At 53.6% G+C, this 20,040-nt stretch carries 14 protein-coding genes and 5 pseudogenes; 9 read left to right on the top strand and 10 right to left on the bottom strand.

Annotated features, from left to right (window positions below; translation table 11 throughout):
- Positions 1-17 precede the first annotated feature (17 nt).
- Entirely contained in the window at positions 18-1,010 is a 993-nt protein-coding gene (gene phnD / locus FDY98_RS21070) for a phosphate/phosphite/phosphonate ABC transporter substrate-binding protein (protein WP_022521309.1), read from the bottom strand.
- 173 nt (positions 1,011-1,183) lie between these two features.
- Between phnD and FDY98_RS28765 the strand changes: the two genes are divergently transcribed.
- From FDY98_RS28765 to FDY98_RS28755, 4 genes are read left to right on the top strand one after another with little or no spacing between them, the layout of a single operon-like run.
- Positions 1,184-1,540: a histidine phosphatase family protein gene (locus FDY98_RS28765; RefSeq protein WP_340146919.1), complete on the top strand. Its 357-nt coding sequence runs from the start codon at positions 1,184-1,186 to the stop codon at positions 1,538-1,540.
- Positions 1,504-1,782, top strand: a complete 279-nt coding sequence (locus tag FDY98_RS28760) for a histidine phosphatase family protein (RefSeq protein ID WP_340146918.1) — start codon at positions 1,504-1,506, stop codon at positions 1,780-1,782. Before FDY98_RS28765 ends, FDY98_RS28760 begins: the two co-directional genes overlap by 37 nt.
- Positions 1,783-1,832: 50 nt before the next feature.
- The gene (locus tag FDY98_RS21060; protein ID WP_340146917.1) at positions 1,833-3,125 is read left to right on the top strand and encodes a sensor domain-containing diguanylate cyclase; all 1,293 of its coding nucleotides are present in this window, start codon (positions 1,833-1,835) and stop codon (positions 3,123-3,125) included.
- On the top strand, positions 3,070-3,297 hold the full coding sequence (locus tag FDY98_RS28755) for a diguanylate cyclase domain-containing protein (RefSeq protein WP_340146916.1): 228 nt from the start codon (positions 3,070-3,072) through the stop codon (positions 3,295-3,297). The genes FDY98_RS21060 and FDY98_RS28755 overlap by 56 nt, the downstream gene beginning before the upstream one ends.
- A gap of 19 nt (positions 3,298-3,316) precedes the next feature.
- On the opposite strand, the gene FDY98_RS21055 is transcribed toward FDY98_RS28755, so the two are convergent.
- The 7 genes and pseudogenes from FDY98_RS21055 to hemE all read right to left on the bottom strand — a co-directional run bounded on the left by FDY98_RS21055 (position 3,317) and on the right by hemE (position 10,303).
- On the bottom strand, positions 3,317-3,709 hold the full coding sequence (locus FDY98_RS21055) for a RidA family protein (protein ID WP_022521312.1): 393 nt from the start codon (positions 3,707-3,709) through the stop codon (positions 3,317-3,319).
- A 99-nt stretch (positions 3,710-3,808) separates the two neighbouring features.
- Positions 3,809-4,585, bottom strand: a complete 777-nt coding sequence (locus tag FDY98_RS21050; RefSeq protein ID WP_022521313.1) for an amino acid ABC transporter ATP-binding protein — start codon at positions 4,583-4,585, stop codon at positions 3,809-3,811.
- A 36-nt stretch (positions 4,586-4,621) separates the two neighbouring features.
- Positions 4,622-5,721, bottom strand: a pseudogene (locus FDY98_RS21045) (amino acid ABC transporter permease).
- Between the two features lie 15 nt (positions 5,722-5,736).
- On the bottom strand, positions 5,737-6,927 hold the full coding sequence (locus tag FDY98_RS21040) for an amino acid ABC transporter permease (protein ID WP_022521314.1): 1,191 nt from the start codon (positions 6,925-6,927) through the stop codon (positions 5,737-5,739).
- Positions 6,928-7,028: 101 nt separating this feature from the next.
- A complete protein-coding gene (locus FDY98_RS21035; RefSeq protein ID WP_155706157.1) occupies positions 7,029-7,994 on the bottom strand; it encodes an amino acid ABC transporter substrate-binding protein in 966 nt (321 codons plus the stop codon).
- A gap of 330 nt (positions 7,995-8,324) precedes the next feature.
- Positions 8,325-9,191: a polyamine aminopropyltransferase gene (speE, locus tag FDY98_RS21030; RefSeq protein WP_022521315.1), complete on the bottom strand. Its 867-nt coding sequence runs from the start codon at positions 9,189-9,191 to the stop codon at positions 8,325-8,327.
- Positions 9,191-10,303: a uroporphyrinogen decarboxylase gene (hemE, locus tag FDY98_RS21025; RefSeq protein WP_035539256.1), complete on the bottom strand. Its 1,113-nt coding sequence runs from the start codon at positions 10,301-10,303 to the stop codon at positions 9,191-9,193. Before hemE ends, speE begins: the two co-directional genes overlap by 1 nt.
- 276 nt (positions 10,304-10,579) lie before the next feature.
- On the opposite strand from hemE, the gene ribA reads away from it, so the two are divergent.
- Positions 10,580-11,215, top strand: coding sequence for a GTP cyclohydrolase II (gene ribA / locus FDY98_RS21020; RefSeq protein WP_009286177.1), 636 nt, complete (start codon positions 10,580-10,582; stop codon positions 11,213-11,215).
- Between the two features lie 47 nt (positions 11,216-11,262).
- Here ribA and FDY98_RS21015 read toward each other — a convergent pair.
- Together FDY98_RS21015 and FDY98_RS21010 are read right to left on the bottom strand one after the other, a co-directional pair.
- Positions 11,263-12,170 (bottom strand): annotated as a pseudogene (locus tag FDY98_RS21015) (response regulator).
- A pseudogene (locus FDY98_RS21010) lies at positions 12,167-15,522 on the bottom strand (hybrid sensor histidine kinase/response regulator). Before FDY98_RS21010 ends, FDY98_RS21015 begins: the two co-directional pseudogenes overlap by 4 nt.
- Before the next feature lie 277 nt (positions 15,523-15,799).
- On the opposite strand from FDY98_RS21010, the gene urtA reads away from it, so the two are divergent.
- From urtA to urtD, 4 genes and pseudogenes are all read left to right on the top strand, one after another.
- Positions 15,800-17,047 (top strand): urea ABC transporter substrate-binding protein, encoded by a 1,248-nt coding sequence (urtA, locus tag FDY98_RS21005; RefSeq protein ID WP_027957934.1) that lies wholly within the window; start codon positions 15,800-15,802, stop codon positions 17,045-17,047.
- Positions 17,048-17,183: 136 nt separating this feature from the next.
- Positions 17,184-18,102, top strand: a pseudogene (gene urtB, locus FDY98_RS21000) (urea ABC transporter permease subunit UrtB).
- Positions 18,103-18,115: 13 nt separating this feature from the next.
- Positions 18,116-19,290: pseudogene (urtC, locus tag FDY98_RS20995) on the top strand (urea ABC transporter permease subunit UrtC).
- Entirely contained in the window at positions 19,287-20,033 is a 747-nt protein-coding gene (urtD, locus tag FDY98_RS20990) for an urea ABC transporter ATP-binding protein UrtD (RefSeq protein WP_027957931.1), read from the top strand. The pseudogene urtC and the gene urtD overlap by 4 nt, the downstream one beginning before the upstream one ends.
- Positions 20,034-20,040 lie beyond the last annotated feature (7 nt).

The raw sequence follows: 20,040 nt of genomic DNA, 5'->3' as shown, positions 1-20,040 counted from the left end.
GCGGCGGTGCGCTACGTTTACTCTTCCAGGTTTTCTGGCGTATAGCTCACGTTATTGGCCGCTTGGATGGTACGAATTACCTGCCAGTTGTCTTGGTAGTTGATGGGTATGAATTTCTCGACGCCCTCAAACTCTTCACCAAGTTCGGTGCCGACAAAATCAAAGCTAAAAAAGGCTTCCTCTATTTTCTCGACCAGGTCGGGATGCAAGTTGTGCGCGTAGTTATAGGAGGTAGTGGGGAAACGGTCGGATTCGTAGATCAGGCGCACGTCTTCTTCATCGTAAAGACCGCGTGCTGCCATCCGCTCGACGACTTCTGAGGCCACGGGGGCCGCGTCGTAATCCTTGGCCACCACGCCCAGCATGGATTGGTCGTGGCTACCCGAATAGACCACTTCGTAATCCTCATCGGGGGTGATGCCGAGTTCCGGCAGTAGCGCACGAGGGGCTAAATTGCCCGAGTTTGAGGTGGGTGAGGTATGGGCAACGCGTTTGCCTTTGAGATCCTCAACCTCATGGATATCAGAGTCAACATGAGTAAATAACTGCAGGGTGTAACCGAATTGGCCGTCATCAGAGCCCATCAAGGCAAACGGCACGGCACCGGCCAAATTCACCGCAAACGGCGTAGGGCCAGTGGAGAAGCCAGCGATATGCAGCCGACCGCTGCGCATGGCTTCAACTTGGGCAGCGTTTGACTGTACGGCGAAGAAACGCACATCCCGTTCGGTAACCTCGGCCAAGTGATCGATAAACGGCTGCCAGATATCCGAATAGATAGCCGGATCCTCCACGGGGGTATAAGCAAAAATCAGCGTGTCTGGATTGACCCACTCAGCCTCATCGGCAGGGCGATCCGCCACCATATCGCCATCTTCATCACAATAGATGGTATCCAGGGCGCCACGTTCGCACTCCGCGAAGGCATGGGTAGAGAGCAGGGTGAGCGGTAGTAGGGATGTAGCGATAAGTATCGCAAGCGGGCGCTGGCGGAAGAGCGAAGTTGTCATGGTGAGCCTCGTTTGTGCGTTATTGTTGTGTTCTTGCTATGGGTCAGGCTGTATTTCCTTGGCTGCGTTTTGCCACTATTGAAAGCGGAAACTGTTTCGTAAGTGGACATTCCGCGTCAAGGATGGTTATTTTCGAAAGTAGACACCTTCAATCTAGGGTTTGTGACAAACTTATGTCAAATACTTTACAGCCGCTCTCCGACCATTGGCGCAACCGCTATTTATTCATGCGCCACGGCCATAGTCAGGCTAATCAACAGAGGGTGATTGTCAGCTCGCCGGGGCGCGGGGTGGAAAACTTTGGTCTCTCCGAGCATGGTGAGCAACAGCTTGCCCAGCTCGTTGCCGACTGGCAGTGGCCTGTGCCGACCCGCGTGGTGCATTCAGACTTTTTGCGTACCACCCAAACCGCTGCCCATGTGGCGGCCAGGTTCGAGTTGGTACCCAGCGTGGATACGCGCTTGCGGGAACGAAATTTTGGCGAACTAGAGGGTTGGGGGACGAGCACTATCCCAGTGTATGGGCGTTAGATGCCGAGGATGCTGAACACCAGCACCATGGAGTAGAAGCGTTGAGCCGGGTGGCGAGCCGTATGCAGGCGGTGATCGGTGATTGGGAACAACAGGTAAGCGGGGAAGTCATTCTGCTCGTCAGTCACGGTGATCCGCTGCAAATTCTGCTGACTGCCCTGGCCGGGAAACCGCTGACGTCCCACCGTGAGCAAACCCCGTTAGCACCCGCTAGCATTACTCTTTATGGGCATGGCGTGTAATCCACTAAAAGCTGTGTGGTAGTCTCTAAGAAAAGTAAAGAGAACCTGCTATGCCTGCTCCTTTTTCGCCGGATGCGCCGAGCCTGCTGAATGCCCTTGCTGTGGGCAGCCGCGCGCTCATCGACGCGCACTTTTGGAGTGAGGGCGTCGATCAGCTATTGGCGGCGCTAGGGGAAGCGTCGGGTGTCAATCGGGTGTGGATATTTCAAACCATAGAGCGCAACCCAAACGGTGTCTTGCAGGATTTTGTTTTTGAGTGGGCATCTTCATCGCACTATCGTGAGCGAACGCAAAAACGCTTTCGCTTTTTTACCACGCTGATCGACGATCCCGAGTATGAGGAAATGGTCAATCGTCGGGAGCGTGGTGACTCACACACCTGTATTACCTCGCAGGTGGATTTGGGGTCGCTGCGCGACAATTTGGAAAGCCAGTCGATTTTATCGATGGTGACCGTTCCGATTATGGTGGATGGTCAGTGGTGGGGCACTTTGGGCTTCGATGACTGTGAGCGTGAAGTTGACTGGGAGGGAGCGGGGTTGCAGGCGCTAGTGATCGGCGCTGAACTGATCGCTTCGGCTATTTATCGTCAGCAGCTTACCCGCAGGCAGCGGCAGGTTGATCTGCTGCAGCAGGTCGCCGCCTGCGGCACCTGGGAGATTAATACTCGCAGTGGCGCAACCTGGTGCTCTTCGGCGTTGCTGCTTTCGCTGGGTTATCCTGGTGATTATGCAAGGCTCCCATTGCGCCGCTTACTGGCTCACGCCATGCCCACTGACCGCTTACGGGTGTTTGGTTTGATCCGCGAGTGCCAACAGCGGCTGCAAACCCAATGCCGCATTGATGTTCAGCTCAGGGTCGCATCCGGGCAATGGCGTTGGCATGAGCTGGTGATGGAAAGCTACTACTCCGATGATGGCTATTTAGCGCGTATCGGCGGCCTAGTCATCGATATTAGTCAACGTAAAAAAAGCGAAGAGCAGGCCTGGGCGGCGGCGGAGTTTGACGCCTTGACCGGCACACGCAACCGACGTGGCTTGGCTAATCACTTAGCACAACTCAATGAGCAAGCTGAAGCGGCAGCCTATTATTTGCTGATGATTGATATTGATTACTTCAAACATATCAATGATCGCTACGGTCACCCCGCGGGGGATACGCTGCTGGTGGAGATGGCAAAGCGAGTACACGAGGCCCTGCGGCCCGAGGATTGTCTGGCAAGGTTCGGCGGTGAAGAGTTTGCTGTTACGGCGGGTGATTTATCGCACCAACAGGTAGTCCAGCTGGGTGAGCGTATTCGCCAACGAAGTAGCCCAGCAGCCGTTTTACCTGACGGCGGGTGATTCGCAAGCGCCGATGATGGTGACACTCACCGTCAGCGTGGGGATTGCACCTCTGGCGCTCACCAGTGATTTAGACCACAGTCAGGCAGTAGCCGTTGCCCAGGCCGACCAAGCGCTCTATGCCGCCAAAGAGGCGGGGCGAAATCGCGTTGTGGCTCACTGGCAGCCGTGATGACGACGACTGATGAGGTTTATTGCTGCGACGGTGGAATCCAGGCAATCATATCGACTTCCACATCAGCGCCGCCAGCCAAGCCGGTTACCCCGATACAGGTGCGGGTGGGTAGAGGCTGGGGAAAGTAACTGGCGTAGACCTTATTCACTTCGTCGAAGTGGCCCATATTGGTAATGAACACCCGGGACTGCACCACATATTCGAAGGCACTTCCGACTTCTTCCAGCACAATCGCCAGGTTCTGCATTACCCGATGAGTCTGTTCGGTGAAGGTGCCCAAAAGCATCTCGTTGGTCTCTGGCACCGTCGGCATCTGGCCAGTGATAAAGACCAGATCACCTACGCGGCAGGCGTGGGAAAAAGGCGCAATCGGTTGCGGGGCGCGGTCGATAAACAGCTTTTCAATCATGTTTTTATCCTTTTTTAATGTTTTTAAAACATCATGGGCCTCAAGTGAGGCCCATGATGACGAACTTATCCACAGCTGCTTTGTCGCTGGGGCTGTGTATTAATGCCCCAGAATCTGGCTTAAGAACAGCTGGGTACGTTCAGACTGCGGGTTGTTGAAGAACGGCTCTGGCGCGTTCTCTTCAATGATTTGCCCCTGATCCATAAAGATCACCCGGTCGGCGACGGTTTTGGCGAAGCCCATTTCGTGGGTCACGCAGATCATGGTCATGCCCTCTTCCGCCAGTTCCACCATAACGTCCAGCACCTCTTTGATCATCTCGGGGTCGAGGGCGGAGGTGGGCTCGTCAAACAGCATCACGTCGGGGTGCATGCACAGCGAGCGGGCAATCGCTACACGCTGCTGCTGACCGCCCGAGAGTTGCCCCGGGTACTTAGTTGCCTGCTCGGCAATGCGCACCCGTTCTAGGTACTCCATGGCTAGCGCTTCAGCCTCTTTGCGCGGCTTCTTTTGTACCCACATTGGCGCAATACAGCAGTTTTCCAGCACTGATAAATGCGGGAACAAATTGAAGTGCTGAAACACCATGCCGACACTACGACGAATCTGCTCAATGCGCTTAACGTCTTGGGTCAGCGGTAGACCGCCCACCACAATTTCACCTTTTTGGTGCTCTTCAAGGTGGTTAATACAACGAATCAGCGTTGATTTACCCGAACCTGAAGGGCCGCAAACCACGATACGTTCGCCGCGTTTTACCTCAAGGTAGATATCCCGCAGTACGTGAAAATCGCCGTACCACTTGTTAACGTTATGCATCTCGACCATCAGGTCAGAAGCACTGGTGTCAGAGGTGTTGGTGGCTGCTTGTGTCATGTTGAAATCCTACTTAAAACGTAATGAGATGCGGCGTCAGTGCTTATGGCCGGTGTTTAGCTTGCGCTCCAAGTACTGGCTGTAGCGCGACATGCTGAAACAGAATATCCAGAACACGAACGCGGCAAATACATAGCCCTCTACCGAGAAGCCCAGCCAGCGCGAGTCGGAAAGCGCCGCTTGCACAATGCCCAACAGGTCAAACAGCCCGATGATCATGACCAGGGTGGTGTCTTTAAACAGTGAGATAAACGTATTGACGATGCCAGGAATCATCATTTTCAGTGCCTGAGGCATCACGATTAGCCCCATGCGCTTCCAATACGTCATCCCCAGTGCCGCGGCGGCCTCATCTTGCCCTTTGGGAATCGCCTGCAAACCACCGCGAATAACCTCGGCCATATAGGCACTTTGGAACAGCGTCAGGCCGATTAGCGCACGTATAAGGCGATCCACGTTAAGTTCAGACGGCAGGAACAGCGGCAGCATCACCGAGGCCATAAACAGAATGGTGATTAGCGGCACACCGCGCCAAAACTCGATAAAAATCACGCAGAAGGTTTTGACGATGGGCATGTTCGAGCGTCGCCCAAGGGCTAATACAATGCCAATAGGCAGTGCGCCAATCATCCCCACGCTAGCCAGTAGCAGCGTCAGCATCAAACCGCCCAGCGGTGGGTGGAGACACGCGGTAGATCAAAGTAGCCGCCGTGTAGCAGCACGTAGGCGATCACCGGGAAGATCAGCAGCGCAAACAGTGTCATCCAGCGCTTAAACGGCAGGCGCGGAATGACCATCCAGGCAATAATGCCCGCGAACATGGCAAACACGATATTGGCGCGCCAATACTCCTCACTCGGGTAGAGGCCGTACATAAACTGGGAAAAGCGTGCGTTAACGAATACCCAGCAGGCGCCCACCCGTGTGCAGTCTTCGCGGCTGTCGCCCACCCAGTTGGCATCAATAAATGCCCACTGAACCGTTGGCACCACGAGTAGATAGAGCACGTACAGGCCCAGTAGCGTGAAGATGCTATTGATAGGGCCGTTGAACAGATTGCCTCGTAGCCAGGCAACTGGCCCAATGGTGCCTTTAGGAGCCGGGCGCTGAGGTATGGTTTCTTTATTGTGAATCATGGGGTCGCCTCCGGCCTAGCGTTCGACCAGCGCAACGCGAGCGTTGAACCAGTTCATGAACATGGACACCAGCAAGCTGATGATCAGATAAACCGCCATGGTCATGGCAATGACTTCGATTGCCTGACCGGTCTGGTTGAGCGTGGTGCCGGCAAAAACCGATACCAGGTCGGGGTAGCCGATGGCGGTGGCCAGTGACGAGTTTTTAATCAGGTTGAGGTATTGGCTGGTGAGTGGCGGAATAATGACGCGCATAGCCTGGGGAATGATGATTAGGCGCAGCACTAGCTTGCGCGGCAAGCTCAATGCCTGGGCGGCTTCCGTTTGGCCATGGGGGATGGCTTGGATGCCCGAGCGCACAATCTCCGCAATGAAGGACGCGGTATAGATAGACAGCGCCAGCCACAGGGCCAAAAATTCAGGGATAATGGTAATACCACCGCCGAAGTTAAAGCCGCGCAGTACCGGCATCTCCCAGGTCACCGGTACACCGGTAGCGACCAATACCAGCAGCGGTAGGCCAAAGATAATCACCAGCGACATCCAGAAAACCGGCAGGCGCTTGCCGGTGGCTTCGTGACGGCGCTTGTTCCACATGACCAGTGCGATGCTGGCAATAATGGCTACCACGAAGGTGGCTGGGATAAGACCAAATCCTGATTCGAACAGCGGTTGAGGCAGGTACAGCCCGCGCACGTTCAGGAAAATGGCTTCGCCAAAGGCCATGCTCTCTCTAGCGCTGGGTAACGTCCGCAGTACCGCGAAGTACCAGAAGAAAATTTGTAGCAGCAGCGGGATATTACGAAACGTTTCGATATAAGCGTTAGCTAGCCGGGCGATCAACCAATTGGGCGATAGCCGCGCAATACCGACGATAAAACCAATAATCGAGGCAGCTAACACCCCCAATCCACCGACTAGCAGCGTATTGAGCAAGCCAATCACAAAAGTGCGGCCGTAGGTACTTTGGGAGGAGTACTCGATTAAGCTTTGACCAATACCAAAGCCGGCTGTGTTGCCCAGGAAGCCAAAGCCAGTGGTAATGCCGCGAGCATTCAGGTTGGCTTGGGTATTGCCGATAATATAGATCAGGAAAGCCGCGACAACGGCGACCAATATAAGCTGAAAAATAAGTGCGCGCTTAGCGCGGTCTCGCCAAAACGGCGGCTTGTGGCCAGCGGGGCGAACGTTAGGTCTTACAGACATGGATGGCGTCTCCGCTACACGGAAGGTCAATCAAATGGCCCGCCACGACCTTTAAACAGATACCTGTGAAGAGGGCGGCGGGCCGGGGTCAAGCGAGACGCTTAGCGAATCGGGGGAGCGTACTGGAAACCACCGTCGGTCCACAGGGCGTTAACACCGCGCTCAATTTCCAGCGGCGAGCCCATGCCCACGTTGCGGTCGAAGCTTTCAGCGTAGTTACCCACTTGGCTAATAATGTTGTAGGCCCAATCTGCTTCTAGGTTCATGCCTTCACCGTAGTTGCCGTCTTGGCCTAGCAAGCGAGCGATGTTGGGGTCTTCAGAGTTAAGCATTTCTTCAGCGTTTTCACTGGTGACGCCGTACTCTTCGGCGTTAATCATGGCGAACAGCGACCATTTCACAATGTTGAACCAAAGATCGTCACCCTGACGAACCACAGGGCCTAGTGGCTCTTTGGAGATAACGTCAGACAGGATCATCGAGGCTGAAGGATCGTCTAGCTGAATACGTAGCGCCGCTAGCTGAGAGGTATCGGAGGTTAGCACGTCACAGCGGCCGGCCTGATAGCCACCCACGGTTTGCTCAGAGGTATCAAATACGATCGGGTTGAATTCCATGTCGTTAGCACGGAAGTAGTCAGCCAGGTTCAGCTCGGTAGTGGTGCCAGACTGAATGCAGATGGAGGCGCCGTCGAGTTCATCAGCACCGGTAATACCCAGGTCACGGGATACCATGAAGCCCTGACCATCATAGAATGTTACGCCGGTGAAGTTCAGGCCCAGGGTGGTATCGCGGGTAGTCGTCCAGGTGGTGTTACGTGAGAGAACATCAACTTCACCAGACTGCAGGGCGGTGAAGCGCTCTACGGCATTGAGTGAAATATAGTTGACGGCTTCTGAGTCGCCGAGCACCGCTGCCGCTACTGCGCGGCATACATCAACGTCGATACCTTGCCAGTTACCGTCGTCGTCCGGAGCTGAGAAGCCCGGCAAACCATCGCTCACACCACACTGAACGGCGCCACGCTCAATGGTATCTTCCAGGGTGTCGGCTTGAGCAGTTGCCATTCCCGCCAGGCTAAGTGAGCCAGCGGACGCCAGAAGCGCTAAGTGTTTTTTTATTGAACATCTAGTTTCCCTCGAAGTTATTGGAATCAGCTACTGAAATCAGTTAATGAAACCAGTAGTTGAAATAGTTATGCATGCCGTAGCATGTCACTAAACCTAGCAAGGAAGATGCCAACAAGGGTACAGGCGTTAATTCAGCGCTTTTCAACGCTACTCAACGAATTCGAGACGAAGGTCTAGGTGCAAAAAAGGTTACCGCCCACCTCGCATTGCACCGTAATAGGGCAAGCTGAGGTGGGCGGTAACACGAAGGCAGGTATTAGGCGTGGTTTACTCGGCTGCGAATGCCTTGCGCATAAATGGCGGAAGGGCGAGCGCACCGCGATGGGCGTCAACGCTATAGTATTCAAGCGGCAAGTCGTGGTTGGTGGCTGCCTGCTCGCGGAACGTATTCACGTCGGTGGCTTTACCCGCCAATGTTACGCTCCACCAGCCTGAAGGATAAACCGGCTGCGGGAAGGGCAGCGTGGCAACGCTGTCAAAACCGGCTTTCAACATGTCGTTGCGCAGCTCTCGGATGATCGAGCCACTGTGGTAAAGCGGTGATTCGCTCTGCTGCACCATTACGCCGCCGCTTTTCAAAATACGGTGGCAGCGCTTGAGAAAATCGGTTTTAAACAGCCCTTCAGCGGGCCCAACCGGGTCGGTGGAGTCGATAATCAGCACATCGATGCTCTCATCAGGTGCATCGTCCACCCACTTGACGCCGTCGGCGAACAGCAGTTCAGCGCGGGGGTCGTTATTCGACGCTACCAACGACGGGAAGAAGCGCTCAGAGGCCTTGGTGACCTCTTCGTCGATATCAATTTGGGTAACTTTCTCGACACTCGGGTGGCGCAGCACCTCTTTTAAGGTGCCGCAGTCGCCACCGCCGATGATCACCACACGTTTGGGATCTTGGTGGGTAAACAGCGCCGGATGCGCAATCATCTCATGGTAGAGGAAGTTATCGCGATCAGTCAGCATCACGCAGCCGTCCAGCACCATTAGGTTGCCGTAGGTTTCGGTGGCGTAGACCTCTAGATGCTGGTATTGGCTCTGCACATCCAGCAGTTTTTCAGAGATCTTCAGTGAGAAAGCGCTGCCGTGGCTATCAAAGACTTCGGTAAACCATTGGTCGTCGCGTAAATCGCTCATCAATTGGCTCCTGAGTGCTGTGCATTTGTGTGCGTTGGAATATCGCGGTGATACTGCGGGCTTAATTCGTGCAGCGCCTCCATAAAGGCAGTGACGTTGTCGGGGTTGGTAAACTGGCTGATACCGTGGCCCAGGTTAAACACGTGGCCAGGGCCATGGCCGTAGCTTTCCAACACGCGGGCTACTTCAGCGCGGATAGCCGAGGGGCGGGCAAACAGAACGTTGGGATCAAGATTGCCCTGTAGCGCCACTTTGTGACCAACCCGGGCACGGGCATCGGAAAGCTCGGTAGACCAGTCGATCCCCAATGCATCGGCACCGGCGCAGGCGATATGCTCAAGCCACTGGCCGCCGTTTTTGGTGAAGAGAATCACCGGTACGCGGCGACCGTCGTGCTCGCGGATCAGTCCCGAAACGATCTGCTCCATGTAGCGCAGCGAGAACTCAAGGTACGCAGGGGTAGAAAGTGCGCCGCCCCAGGTATCAAAAATCTGCACCGCTTGGGCGCCCGCGCGAATTTGGGCGTTCAGGTAGTCAGTTACCGCATGCGCCAGCGTATCCAGCAACTGGTGCATGGTATCCGGGGTATCATAAAGCATGGTTTTCAGATGGCGGAAGTCCTTGCTGGAGCCGCCCTCCACCATGTAAGTCGCCAGCGTCCAGGGGCTGCCTGAGAAGCCGATCAGCGGCATGCGGCCGTTCAGCTCACGACGAATGGTCGACACCGCACGCATCACGTAATCCAGGTCGCGCTCGGCGTCGGGCACGCTTAGCGCGGCGACTTCTTCCTGTGTACGCACGGTTTTGCGGAATTTTGGGCCTTCGCCGGTTTCAAAATAGAGCCCCAAGCCCATTGCATCGGGAATGGTTAAGATATCTGAAAACAGAATGGCCGCATCAAGCGGGTAACGCTCCAAGGGCTGCAGGGTGACTTCGCAGGCCAGGTCATGGTTGCGGCAAAGATCCATAAAACTGCCCGCATCGGCCCGGCTGGCGCGGTATTCCGGCAGGTAGCGGCCCGCTTGACGCATCATCCACACCGGGGTGCGGTCGACGGGCTGGCGCGCTAGTGCGCGAAGAAAGCGATCATTTTGCAAAGGTGTAGTGGTCATAGACACTTGCTCTTAGGAAATTTGCCCGCATCGTATTGGAAACCGTACTTGGGAGCGTACTTGAAACCGTTTTGGGGATCGTATGAGGGCAATTGTACTTGAAGATAGGTGTTAGGGCGGCGTACTCGATGGCAAAAATCGTCGCACCCGGCCAATTTTTCTCCATTATTTAGTCGCCTTGTCAGCGTGAGGCGGGCGCCGCTTCCTGTTAGAATACTGACCCACTTTGCCAACACTGGTGTGGTTAACTGGTTTGGTCAATCAGCGAGGTAACCTGTGACCATTCGCTTCATTGCCGCTTCCCGGCTGCCCACGCCCTGGGCAACGTTTACTATGCATGGCTTCGAAGATGAGGCTACCGGCAAGGATCATATCGCCTTAACGTTGGGTGATGTGACCGGCGGCGAGCCGGTGTTGGGGCGGGTGCACTCCGAGTGTTTGACCGGTGACGCACTCTTCTCCATGCGCTGCGACTGTGGCTATCAGCTCCAGGAAGCGCTAAAACGCATCGCTGAAGAGGGCCGCGGCGTGCTGTTTTACCTGCGCCAAGAGGGGCGGGGAATAGGCCTGTTAAACAAAATTCGTGCCTACCACCTGCAAGATCAAGGTGCTGATACGGTCGAGGCCAACGAGCAGCTCGGTTTTGGCGCCGACATGCGCCGCTATGATCTGTGCGTGCCGATGCTTAACCATTTGGGCATCACAGCGTTAAGGCTCATGACCAACAATCCGCGCAAGGTGGATGCCCTCACCCGCGACGGCGTGAATGTCGTCGAACGTTTGTCGATCACCACCGGCCTGAACCCTCATAACGAGCAGTATCTCTCAACCAAAGCGGGCAAGCTTGGCCATATGATGGCCCTGGATGACTTCACTCACGCCAGCGATGTGGATATTGAGCGCAAGGGGTGATAATGGCTTGGAGAGGGTGTTTATTGGAATATGACTAATAGTTATCGTTAAATGTTAGTTAAACATTGGAATGCCATTGCGGCAGCGGATGTACGGTTTTCAACGCCGAGCTTTCGAAAGACTTGCTCTAAGTGTTTGTTAACAGTGCGAGGGCTCAGTTCGAGTATTTGGCCTATTTCACGGTTGGTCTTGCCCTGTGCAATCCATAGCAGCACTTGTGATTCACGGTTAGTCAGCCGAAGTTGGCTTTGTAAGAGCAGGCTTTCACTGTCCCCATTCTGATGCAGCAAGCGAAATAAGTGTTCATTTGCGGTAGATTCACCCAGGTATCTCAATCTTAAAGTGTTATGCGACAAGGGCAGAGCTAATTGATCGCCGGTTTGCGGCGTTCTTATTAGCCAGCGCTGAATTTGTTCGGCAAGCTCTGTGCGTGGGTTGATACTGCTCTCTTCAGTTATGTTGATCCACTCCTCGGCCTGAGGCGTACCCAAAGCCATCTTCCTTGTGTATCTGTTGAGAATGATACTTGGCCAAGTTTATCAAGGGCAGTGTGAGCACTTTGGGAGAGGCGGGCATTATTGAGGTGTACGCGAATACGAGCCACCAGTTCCTTCGGCCGAACGGGTTTTGTCACATAATCCACGCCACCAGCCTCAAGTCCCCGCACGACATCTTCGGTATCCGTCAGTCCTGTCATAAATATAATGGGTACGCTGGCTAACTCGGCATGTAGCTTAAGATGACGACAAGTCTCAAAGCCATCCATGGTAGGCATTAAGGCATCCATTAGAATTAAGTCGGGTGTCATTTTCTCAGCGATTGAGATTGCTTGAGCCCCACCCATCGCCACTAATGCTGTTAATCCAGCCTGCTCTAAAGCATGGTGAATCATTCCCAGGGAGTCGGCGGAGTCATCAACGACCAGGATGAGATCCTTACGCTGAATTGGGTTCATGGCAATTTCTCCAGCAAACGCATCACTTGGTGGAAGTCAAAACGATCTAAAGCATTTTCCAGCGCTGATACCAGTGAAGAGCTGATCTTTCCATGATCCTGGGCTTCGTTCAGACTGTTACGTAAACCGCTTATATGGCCGATTTCTACTAGCGACACGAGTTCTTCCCGTAATACCGCGTCAATATAAGCTGGGACTGTCATTTGAGCCTGAGCAGAACTAGGTGAAGAGGGGGGCTGATGATGCCATTTCAGCTGTAGCTGGCGTGCCAGGGTGTCAAGGAGTGCTCCCTGTTTGAAGGGCTTAATCAAGTAGTCGTTATGCAACCCTTCAGATAATGACTCAACTTGGCTCTCACGTGCGTTGGCCGAGAGCATGACAATAGATCCATGAAACCCTTGCTGGCGCAGGTGGCGAGCTGTTTGCCATCCGTCTGTGTGCGGCATGGCGATATCCAACAATATCAGGTCAGGAAGAGAACGGTTGGCTAGCCCTAAACTAGTAATACCATCGGGTGCTTCTAATATGGTAAATCCAAGTGGTGTTAGCATGTCACTAATTAGACCCCGATGAGAGGGATCATCATCGACTACCAGCAGGGTGCGTCGTTCACCTTGATATCCTTGCACGACATGATGGGACGATCTTACAAGCTCTAAGGGCTCGATACTGGACAGCATTACTGAAAGCCGAAACTCACTGCCGCGTCCTGGTGTACTAACTACTTGTAGATCCCCACCCATGATATCAGTCAGTAGTTTAGTAATTGTTAAACCTAGTCCAGTACCGTTGGCGACTGGAACGCCGGGTTTGCGCACCCGTTCAAAGGGTTTGAAAATTCGCTGAATATCTTCCTCTTCTATACCCACGCCGGTATCGCGAATAGTGAATTCTGCTACCTGATTGCGGTAGCGAAAGTTGAGCGATACCTTGCCATGGTTAGTGAATTTAATGGCATTGGAGAGCAAATTAATAAGTATCTGACGCAATCGCTTTTCATCGGTAATGACCCATTCCGGGATACGCCCCTGGCTAGTAAAAGTGAAGTCGATGCCTTTTTCCTGAGCCTGAAGACGAAACATGGCAACAAGCTCATCAATTAACTCGCTGATGCGTACTTGGTTGCGATAAAGCTCCAGGCGGCCCGCTTCAATCTTGGAAATTTCCAACAACCCTTCGATCAAATCAGATAGATGTTCAGTACTGCGGCGTATGATGGCGACCGCTTTGCGTCGCTCCGGTGGGATAGTGTCATCGTGCTCCAGGAGCTGGGCATAGCCGAAAGCGGCATTAAGCGGCGAGCGTAGCTCATGGCTGAGGCTCGTCAGGTAGCGGCTTTTAGCCTGATTGGCCGCTTCAGCAAGCTCTTTTGCTTTTTGTAACTCTCGGTCAGTTTCCTCATGAGCATCGATCTCCTCTAGTAGCATACGTGTTTGACGATGGGACTCCTCATGTGCCACCACCCGGCTCTCGCTGGCCAGCACGAAGAGCCAAGCCACTACGCCGCTAACAATAACGAGAATGGCGAATATTTTAGCTAGAGTGGTAGCCATTAACGCCTTCACATCCGGTGTAAGGTCTGGGAGTTGGTAGAAAACCAGTATTAAGAACCCGGCAATAACCAGAGTTACCAGCATCAATAGGCTGGCGAAATGGCCCATTCGGGAGTTGAAATGCTTGAGCATATGATCAGGTAGCAGAGCACCCAACCAGTCCATTAATTGCTCTTGGAAGGTGGCATGCTGCTTACAGGCATCGTTACAGCGAGCATCCAGAGAACAGCAGAGTGAGCAGATAGGCGCATTATAAGCAGGGCAAAAGGCCATATCTTCGCTATCGAAATGGTGCTCGCAAATGATACAGGCTTGGCCTTGGACGACCGTTTTGGGTTCTGGGGGACGGGCGATGTAATAGCGTCCCTTGGTCAACCAAGCGATAGCGGGCGCGCAGATGAACGCGGTCAGCAAAGCCAAAAAGGAAGCCAGTGCTGCTGCCGTGTCGCCCAGAGCCCTGCCCTGGCGGCGAGCGCAACGGCCGCCGCCAGGAGCATGGCGCCGAAACCAACTGGATTGATGTCGTAGAGATAAGCGCGTTTGAACTCGATATGGCGTGGGCTGAGTCCCAACGGTTTGTTGATGACGAGATCGGCCACCAGCGCGCCTATCCAGGCCATTGCGACCATGGCGTAGTTGGCCAAGATGACTTCAAAAGCGCGATAAATGCCTATCTCCATGAGTACTAGAGCGATCATTACGTTGAAGAGTAGCCATACCACGCGACCTGGATGGCTATGGGTAAGTCGAGAAAAAAAATTGGACCAGGCGATGGATCCAGCATATGCATTGGTGACATTAATTTTAAGCTGCGAAAGTACGACGAAGATGCCAGCCAGAGCCATCAACATGGCAGGGTGTGTAGTGACATGGCTGAACCCTACCAAGTACATATGCATTGGCTCCTGAGCTAGCTCTGTGGCCAAGCCATGATGAAGAGCAAGTACCGCAAGGAACGAGCCTGCCAATGCCTTGATAGCGCCAATGATGATCCAGCCTGGTCCTCCAGCGAGCATGGCAGCCCACCATCGCAAGCGTTTATCCGGCTGAGCTTCGGGTAAAAAACGCAGGTAGTCGACTTGTTCGCCTATTTGGGCGACGAGTGAAAACATCACCGTGGTGGCTGCCCCAAACAGCAATAGATCGAACCCTTGAGTGCCGATGAGAGGGTTGTCGAATGCCAACCAACGTGGGAGTGAGTCGGGATCCTGCAGAAGAATAAAAACAAAGGGCGTCAGTTGCAGGATGATCCACAGTGGCTGAGTCCACACTTGGAAGCGGCTAATGTAGGTAAACCCATGGGTGACGATGGGGATCACCACCAGAGAGCTAATGACGTAACCCAGGGTAAGCGGAACGTTGAACAGCACCTCTAGTGCCATCGCCATGATGGCGGCTTCTAAAGCAAAAAAGATGAATGTGAAGGTGGCGTAGATGAGGGACGTCAGCGTAGAGCCAAGATATCCAAAGCCGGCGCCGCGAGTGAGTAGGTCAATATCCACTCCGTAGCGCGCCGCATAGTAGCTGATAGGGATACCGAGCAGGAAGATAACAAGCGTGACCACGGCGATGGCGGCAATAGCATTCGTAATGCCGTAGTTGAGGGTAATAACGCCCCCAATCGCTTCCAGTGCCAAAAATGAGATAGTTCCTAAAGCCGTCAGAGCAACACGCTTAGCACTCCAGCGCCTTGCGGATTTGGCTGTAAAGCGAAGCGCAAAATCTTCTAATGTTTGATTAGCGACCCATTTATTGTAGTTGCGTCTAACCGGAAATATTCGTTGTTTTGTGGTCGTCATAGCGGGCCTTGTATCGGCCAATGGGTATCGGCCAGTAGGGTTGGATGACCTCTTAACGCTCAATGCTGAAAAGAATGATGCAACGTCCATGCCCGAGGCGTATGGGTGAGTCTAAACGGTGGGTTAGGGGCTAGGTATGGGGTAAATGACGTAGTGGCCTGGTGCATTCCCCGCATGGTTGCCTTACTTAGGTCTCCCCATACTCGATAGCGAGGGATCCAACAAGATTCCGCGGTTTTTGAAGATCTAGCTTTCGCTGACTTGGGGACTCACCATTATGACGACGAAACATACCACTCGGTCGCACTTGCGGCGCCTTTTATTGACCGGAATTGTGGCGCTGCCTATTGCACTAAGTATCTCGACGCACGCTTTAAGTGCACCACCTACCGAAGAGGTCAATACCACAGGGCTTGCCGTGACTGACGATACGGTACAGGTGGGTATTTTGCATTCGCTGACGGGCACTATGGCCATCAGTGAGACTGGTTCGGTCGAAGCCGAACAATTGGCTATTGAGCAGATCAATGCTCAGGGCGGTGTGCTTGGCCGTCAAATCGTACCGATCATTGAAGACGGGGCGAGTGATTGGCCAACCTTCGCTGATCGAACGCGGAAGTTGCTCACTCAGGATAATGTTCCGGCCATCTTCGGTGCATGGACGTCGGCTTCGCGTAAGGCAATGCTGCCGGTACTGGAGCGTGAGAACGGTCTGCTTTACTACCCAACGTTCTATGAAGGGCTCGAAGAGTCGCCTAACGTCATCTATACCGGCCAGGAGGCTACTCAGCAGATATTGGCAGGCATCAACTGGGCATGGAATGAACAAGGAGCACGAACGTTCTACCTGATTGGCTCGGATTATATCTGGCCACGTACCTCAATGAAGATTGCCCGCATCCACATTGAAGAAGTGCTTGGTGGTGAAGTGTTGGGTGAGGATTACGCCCCGTTGGGTCACACTTCCTTCGGCTCCAACATCAACCGTATTCGTCTTCGCAAACCGGATGTCATTTTTGCGGCGGTAGTCGGTGGCAGTAACGTGGCTTGGTTTCGCCAGCTTAATGCCGCTGGGATTAATGCCGACAATCAAACGTTGCTGACCATTTCGGTCACTGAGGATGAAGTTCTCGGTATTGGTGGTGAGAACGTCGAAGGCTTCTACTCCTCGATGAAGTATTTCCAGAGCCTAGATAACGACAATAACGCTGCCTTTGTGGAAGCGTTCAAGGAGCGTTGGGGTGAAGACAGCGTTATTGGCGACGTTTCACAAGCCGCCTATCTCGGGCCATGGTTATGGAAGGCAGGTGTCGAGAAAGCGGGCAGTTTTGACGTAGACGCGGTTTCCGCCGCCATGGCCGACATCGAGTTGACGACAGCGCCGGAAGGTTACGTCCAAGTGCATCCCAACCGCCACTTATGGAGCAAAACACGCATAGGTCGCTGGAATGAAGATGGTCAAGCTACCGTTGTGTGGGAGTCTGAGCTCGTCGAACCCAACCCTTTCCCTGAAGGTTATCAGTAAGCCTCGCTACGTATCACAGCGGCGCAAGCCGCTGTGATGCCTAACGCTTGTTTTATCTAGACCTTACTTAAACTAGATCTTATTTAGCAGCGTTGCCGAATTTTAATTTTCATTAAAAGTAAGAGGGGAGGCCGCCATGAGTGGATTCACTACCCAGGAACTACTGGCGATTTTTGCCATGCAAGGTTTTGCTGGCGTGAGCTTTTTTAGTGTCTTGCTGCTGATGGCCTTGGGGTTAGCCATCATCTATGGCCAGATGCGCGTGATCAATATGGCACACGGCGAATTCATGGTGATTGGTGCCTACGCCACCTATCTATGCTCCATCACCCTGGGTGCCTTGCCCGGGATGGCTGACTACTATCTTTTCTTTGCTATTCCCATCGCCTTCGGTAGTGCTTTTCTGGTCGGCTATGTGGTCGAGATTGTGCTTATCCGGCACCTGTATCACCGCCCCTTGGATACCTTGCTGGCGACCTGGGGCTTGGCTTTGATTATGCAACAAGGGTTTCGGTCGGCCTTCGGTGCGCGGGAGGTGAGCGTATTGGTGCCGGATTGGTTACGTGGCTCTTACAGCCCCCATGATGATCGATATTCCACTTAACGGTATCGCCATCTTGGTGCTTACCCTGCTGGTGACATTAGGTGTGTGGTGGTTCCTCTATCGCTCGCGCTGGGGACTGCGTGTGCGCTGTACCACTGCTAATCGTGATATGAGCGGTGCGGTGGGCATTAACACCAAGCGGGTCGACCGAGTCACCTTTGCGCTCGGCTGCGGTATTGCCGGTATTGCTGGCGCTGCGTTTACCACTATTTCCTCCACAGGCCCCACCAGTGGATCGCTATATATCGTCGATACCTTCCTTGTGGTGGTATTTGGCGGCGCAGGCAGTCTAGTAGGCACGATCGCGTCGGCCTTCTCCATCGCTCAGGCCCAGTCACTTATGGAATTCTTCCTGGGCTCCTCCATGGCCAAGGTACTCACGCTGCTAACGGTGATCGGCATTCTGCTGCTGCGCCCTGAAGGGCTCGTGGCTAGTAAGGTTCGCCGCTAAGGAGACCCATCTAATGAACAAACTTTTCCGGTTTTTCCAGGATCGTCACGCCGGTTTAGGCAGTATTTTGCTGCTGGCAGTTGTCCTGATGGTCGTTATGCCGCTTGTGTTTGATATTTACCGTCTGAACTTGGCAGGTCGATACCTGACTTACGCCTTCGTGGCGCTTGGCCTGGTGCTTTGCTGGGGATATGGCGGGATTCTCAGTCTTGGTCAGGGAATTTTCTTTGGCATCGGTGGTTATGCCATGGCGATGTTTCTGAAGATTGAAGCCTCAGATCCAGAAAGCACCAGCATTCAGACCACGCCGGGTATACCCGACTTTATGGATTGGAACCGTATTACTGAATTGCCGTGGTTCTGGGTTCCCTTCAACAGCCTAACGTTCACCATCATTGCGGTGCTGGTGCTACCTGCGGCTTTTGCCTTCTTGATTGGTTTCGCCATGTTCAAGCGGCGCGTTAGTGGCGTTTACTTTGCCATTATTACCCAGGCCCTAGCGGTGGTGCTAACCATCCTGATCATCGGCCAGCAGGGCTATACCGGTGGCATCAATGGCATCACCGATCTGCGAACCTTGATGGGATGGGATATCCGCGATGATAGCGCCCGTTATCTGCTTTATTACCTTAATGCCATGTTGCTTATCGGCTGCCTGCTGATTGGCCGCTGGGTACTTAACTGCAAATACGGCCGCATTTTGACCGCCTTGCGTGACAAGGAGGAGCGGGTGCGCTTTTCCGGCTATGACGTGGCCAACTTTAAGGTGTTCATCTTTTGCCTTGCCGCGTTTATTTCCGGCATCGGTGGCGCGATGTTCACCCTTCAGGTTGGCTTTATGTCGCCCTCCTTCATCGGCATCGTGCCCTCCATCGAGTTTGTGATTTTTGCCGCAGTAGGCGGGCGCCTATCACTGGTAGGGGCGTTTACGGGGCGCTATTGGTTAGCTTTGCTAAAACCATGTTTGCCGAAGCCTACCCGCAACTATGGCAGTTCCTGATTGGTGCCGTTTTTATCCTGGTGGTGTTAGTGCTGCCTTACGGATTGGCGAGTATTTACGGCCGCTTTGGTCACCGCCTGCGTGCCCCTTTTGAGCGCTGGCTCGGTGAAAAAAGGGCTCACTCATCTGCTTCAGGTGATGGTTTTCAAGCGCCATTGCCAGAGACGCTGCAGGAGAAAAGGTCATGAGCTCTAACACCAATTTTCTACTCGCCATCGAAAATTTGACGGTCTCTTTTGATGGTTTCAAAGCCATAGAAGATCTGAATTTATATATGGATGAGAGTGAGTTAAGAGTCATTATCGGGCCCAACGGCGCGGGTAAAACCACGCTGCTGGATATGATTTGTGGAAAAACCCGTGCCAGTGAAGGGTCGATCAAGTTCAGGGGAAAGGAGCTGACTCGGATGCGTGAGCATCACATTGTTTGGGAGGGCGTGGGGCGTAAGTTTCAAACACCTTCCATCTACGAGGAGTTGACTGTGTTTGACAACCTCGAAGCCTCTTATCCACGTGGACGAAGTGTCTTCGGCGCCTTGGTGTTCAAACGTGACGAGGAAGTGCTCCGCCGTATCCATGAAGTGGCCCAGGAAATCCAGTTAGAAACGCGTCTTGATGAACCGGCGGGCTTGCTCAGCCATGGCCAAAAGCAATGGTTGGAGATCGGCATGCTGCTTATTCAGGATCCGGAGCTATTAATGTTGGATGAGCCAGTAGCCGGGATGAGCGTGAGTGAGCGTGAAGAAACGGCGCATCTGCTACGCAAGATTGCAAAAGGGCGATCAGTGATCGTGATTGAGCATGATATGGAGTTTGTCGCCTCACTGGGCGGCAAAGTGACGGTGCTTCATCAAGGAAAAATTTTGGCGGAGGGTGACATGCAGGCTCTCAAACAGGATCAGCGCGTCATTGATGTTTACCTGGGCCACTAAAGGAGGG

Origin of the sequence: Halomonas sp. PA16-9 (assembly GCF_009728585.1) — a bacterium.
Taxonomy (GTDB): domain Bacteria; phylum Pseudomonadota; class Gammaproteobacteria; order Pseudomonadales; family Halomonadaceae; genus Vreelandella; species Vreelandella titanicae.
The sequence above is the reverse complement of the archived record's forward strand: the minus strand, read 5'-3'. Positions and strand labels throughout refer to the sequence as shown.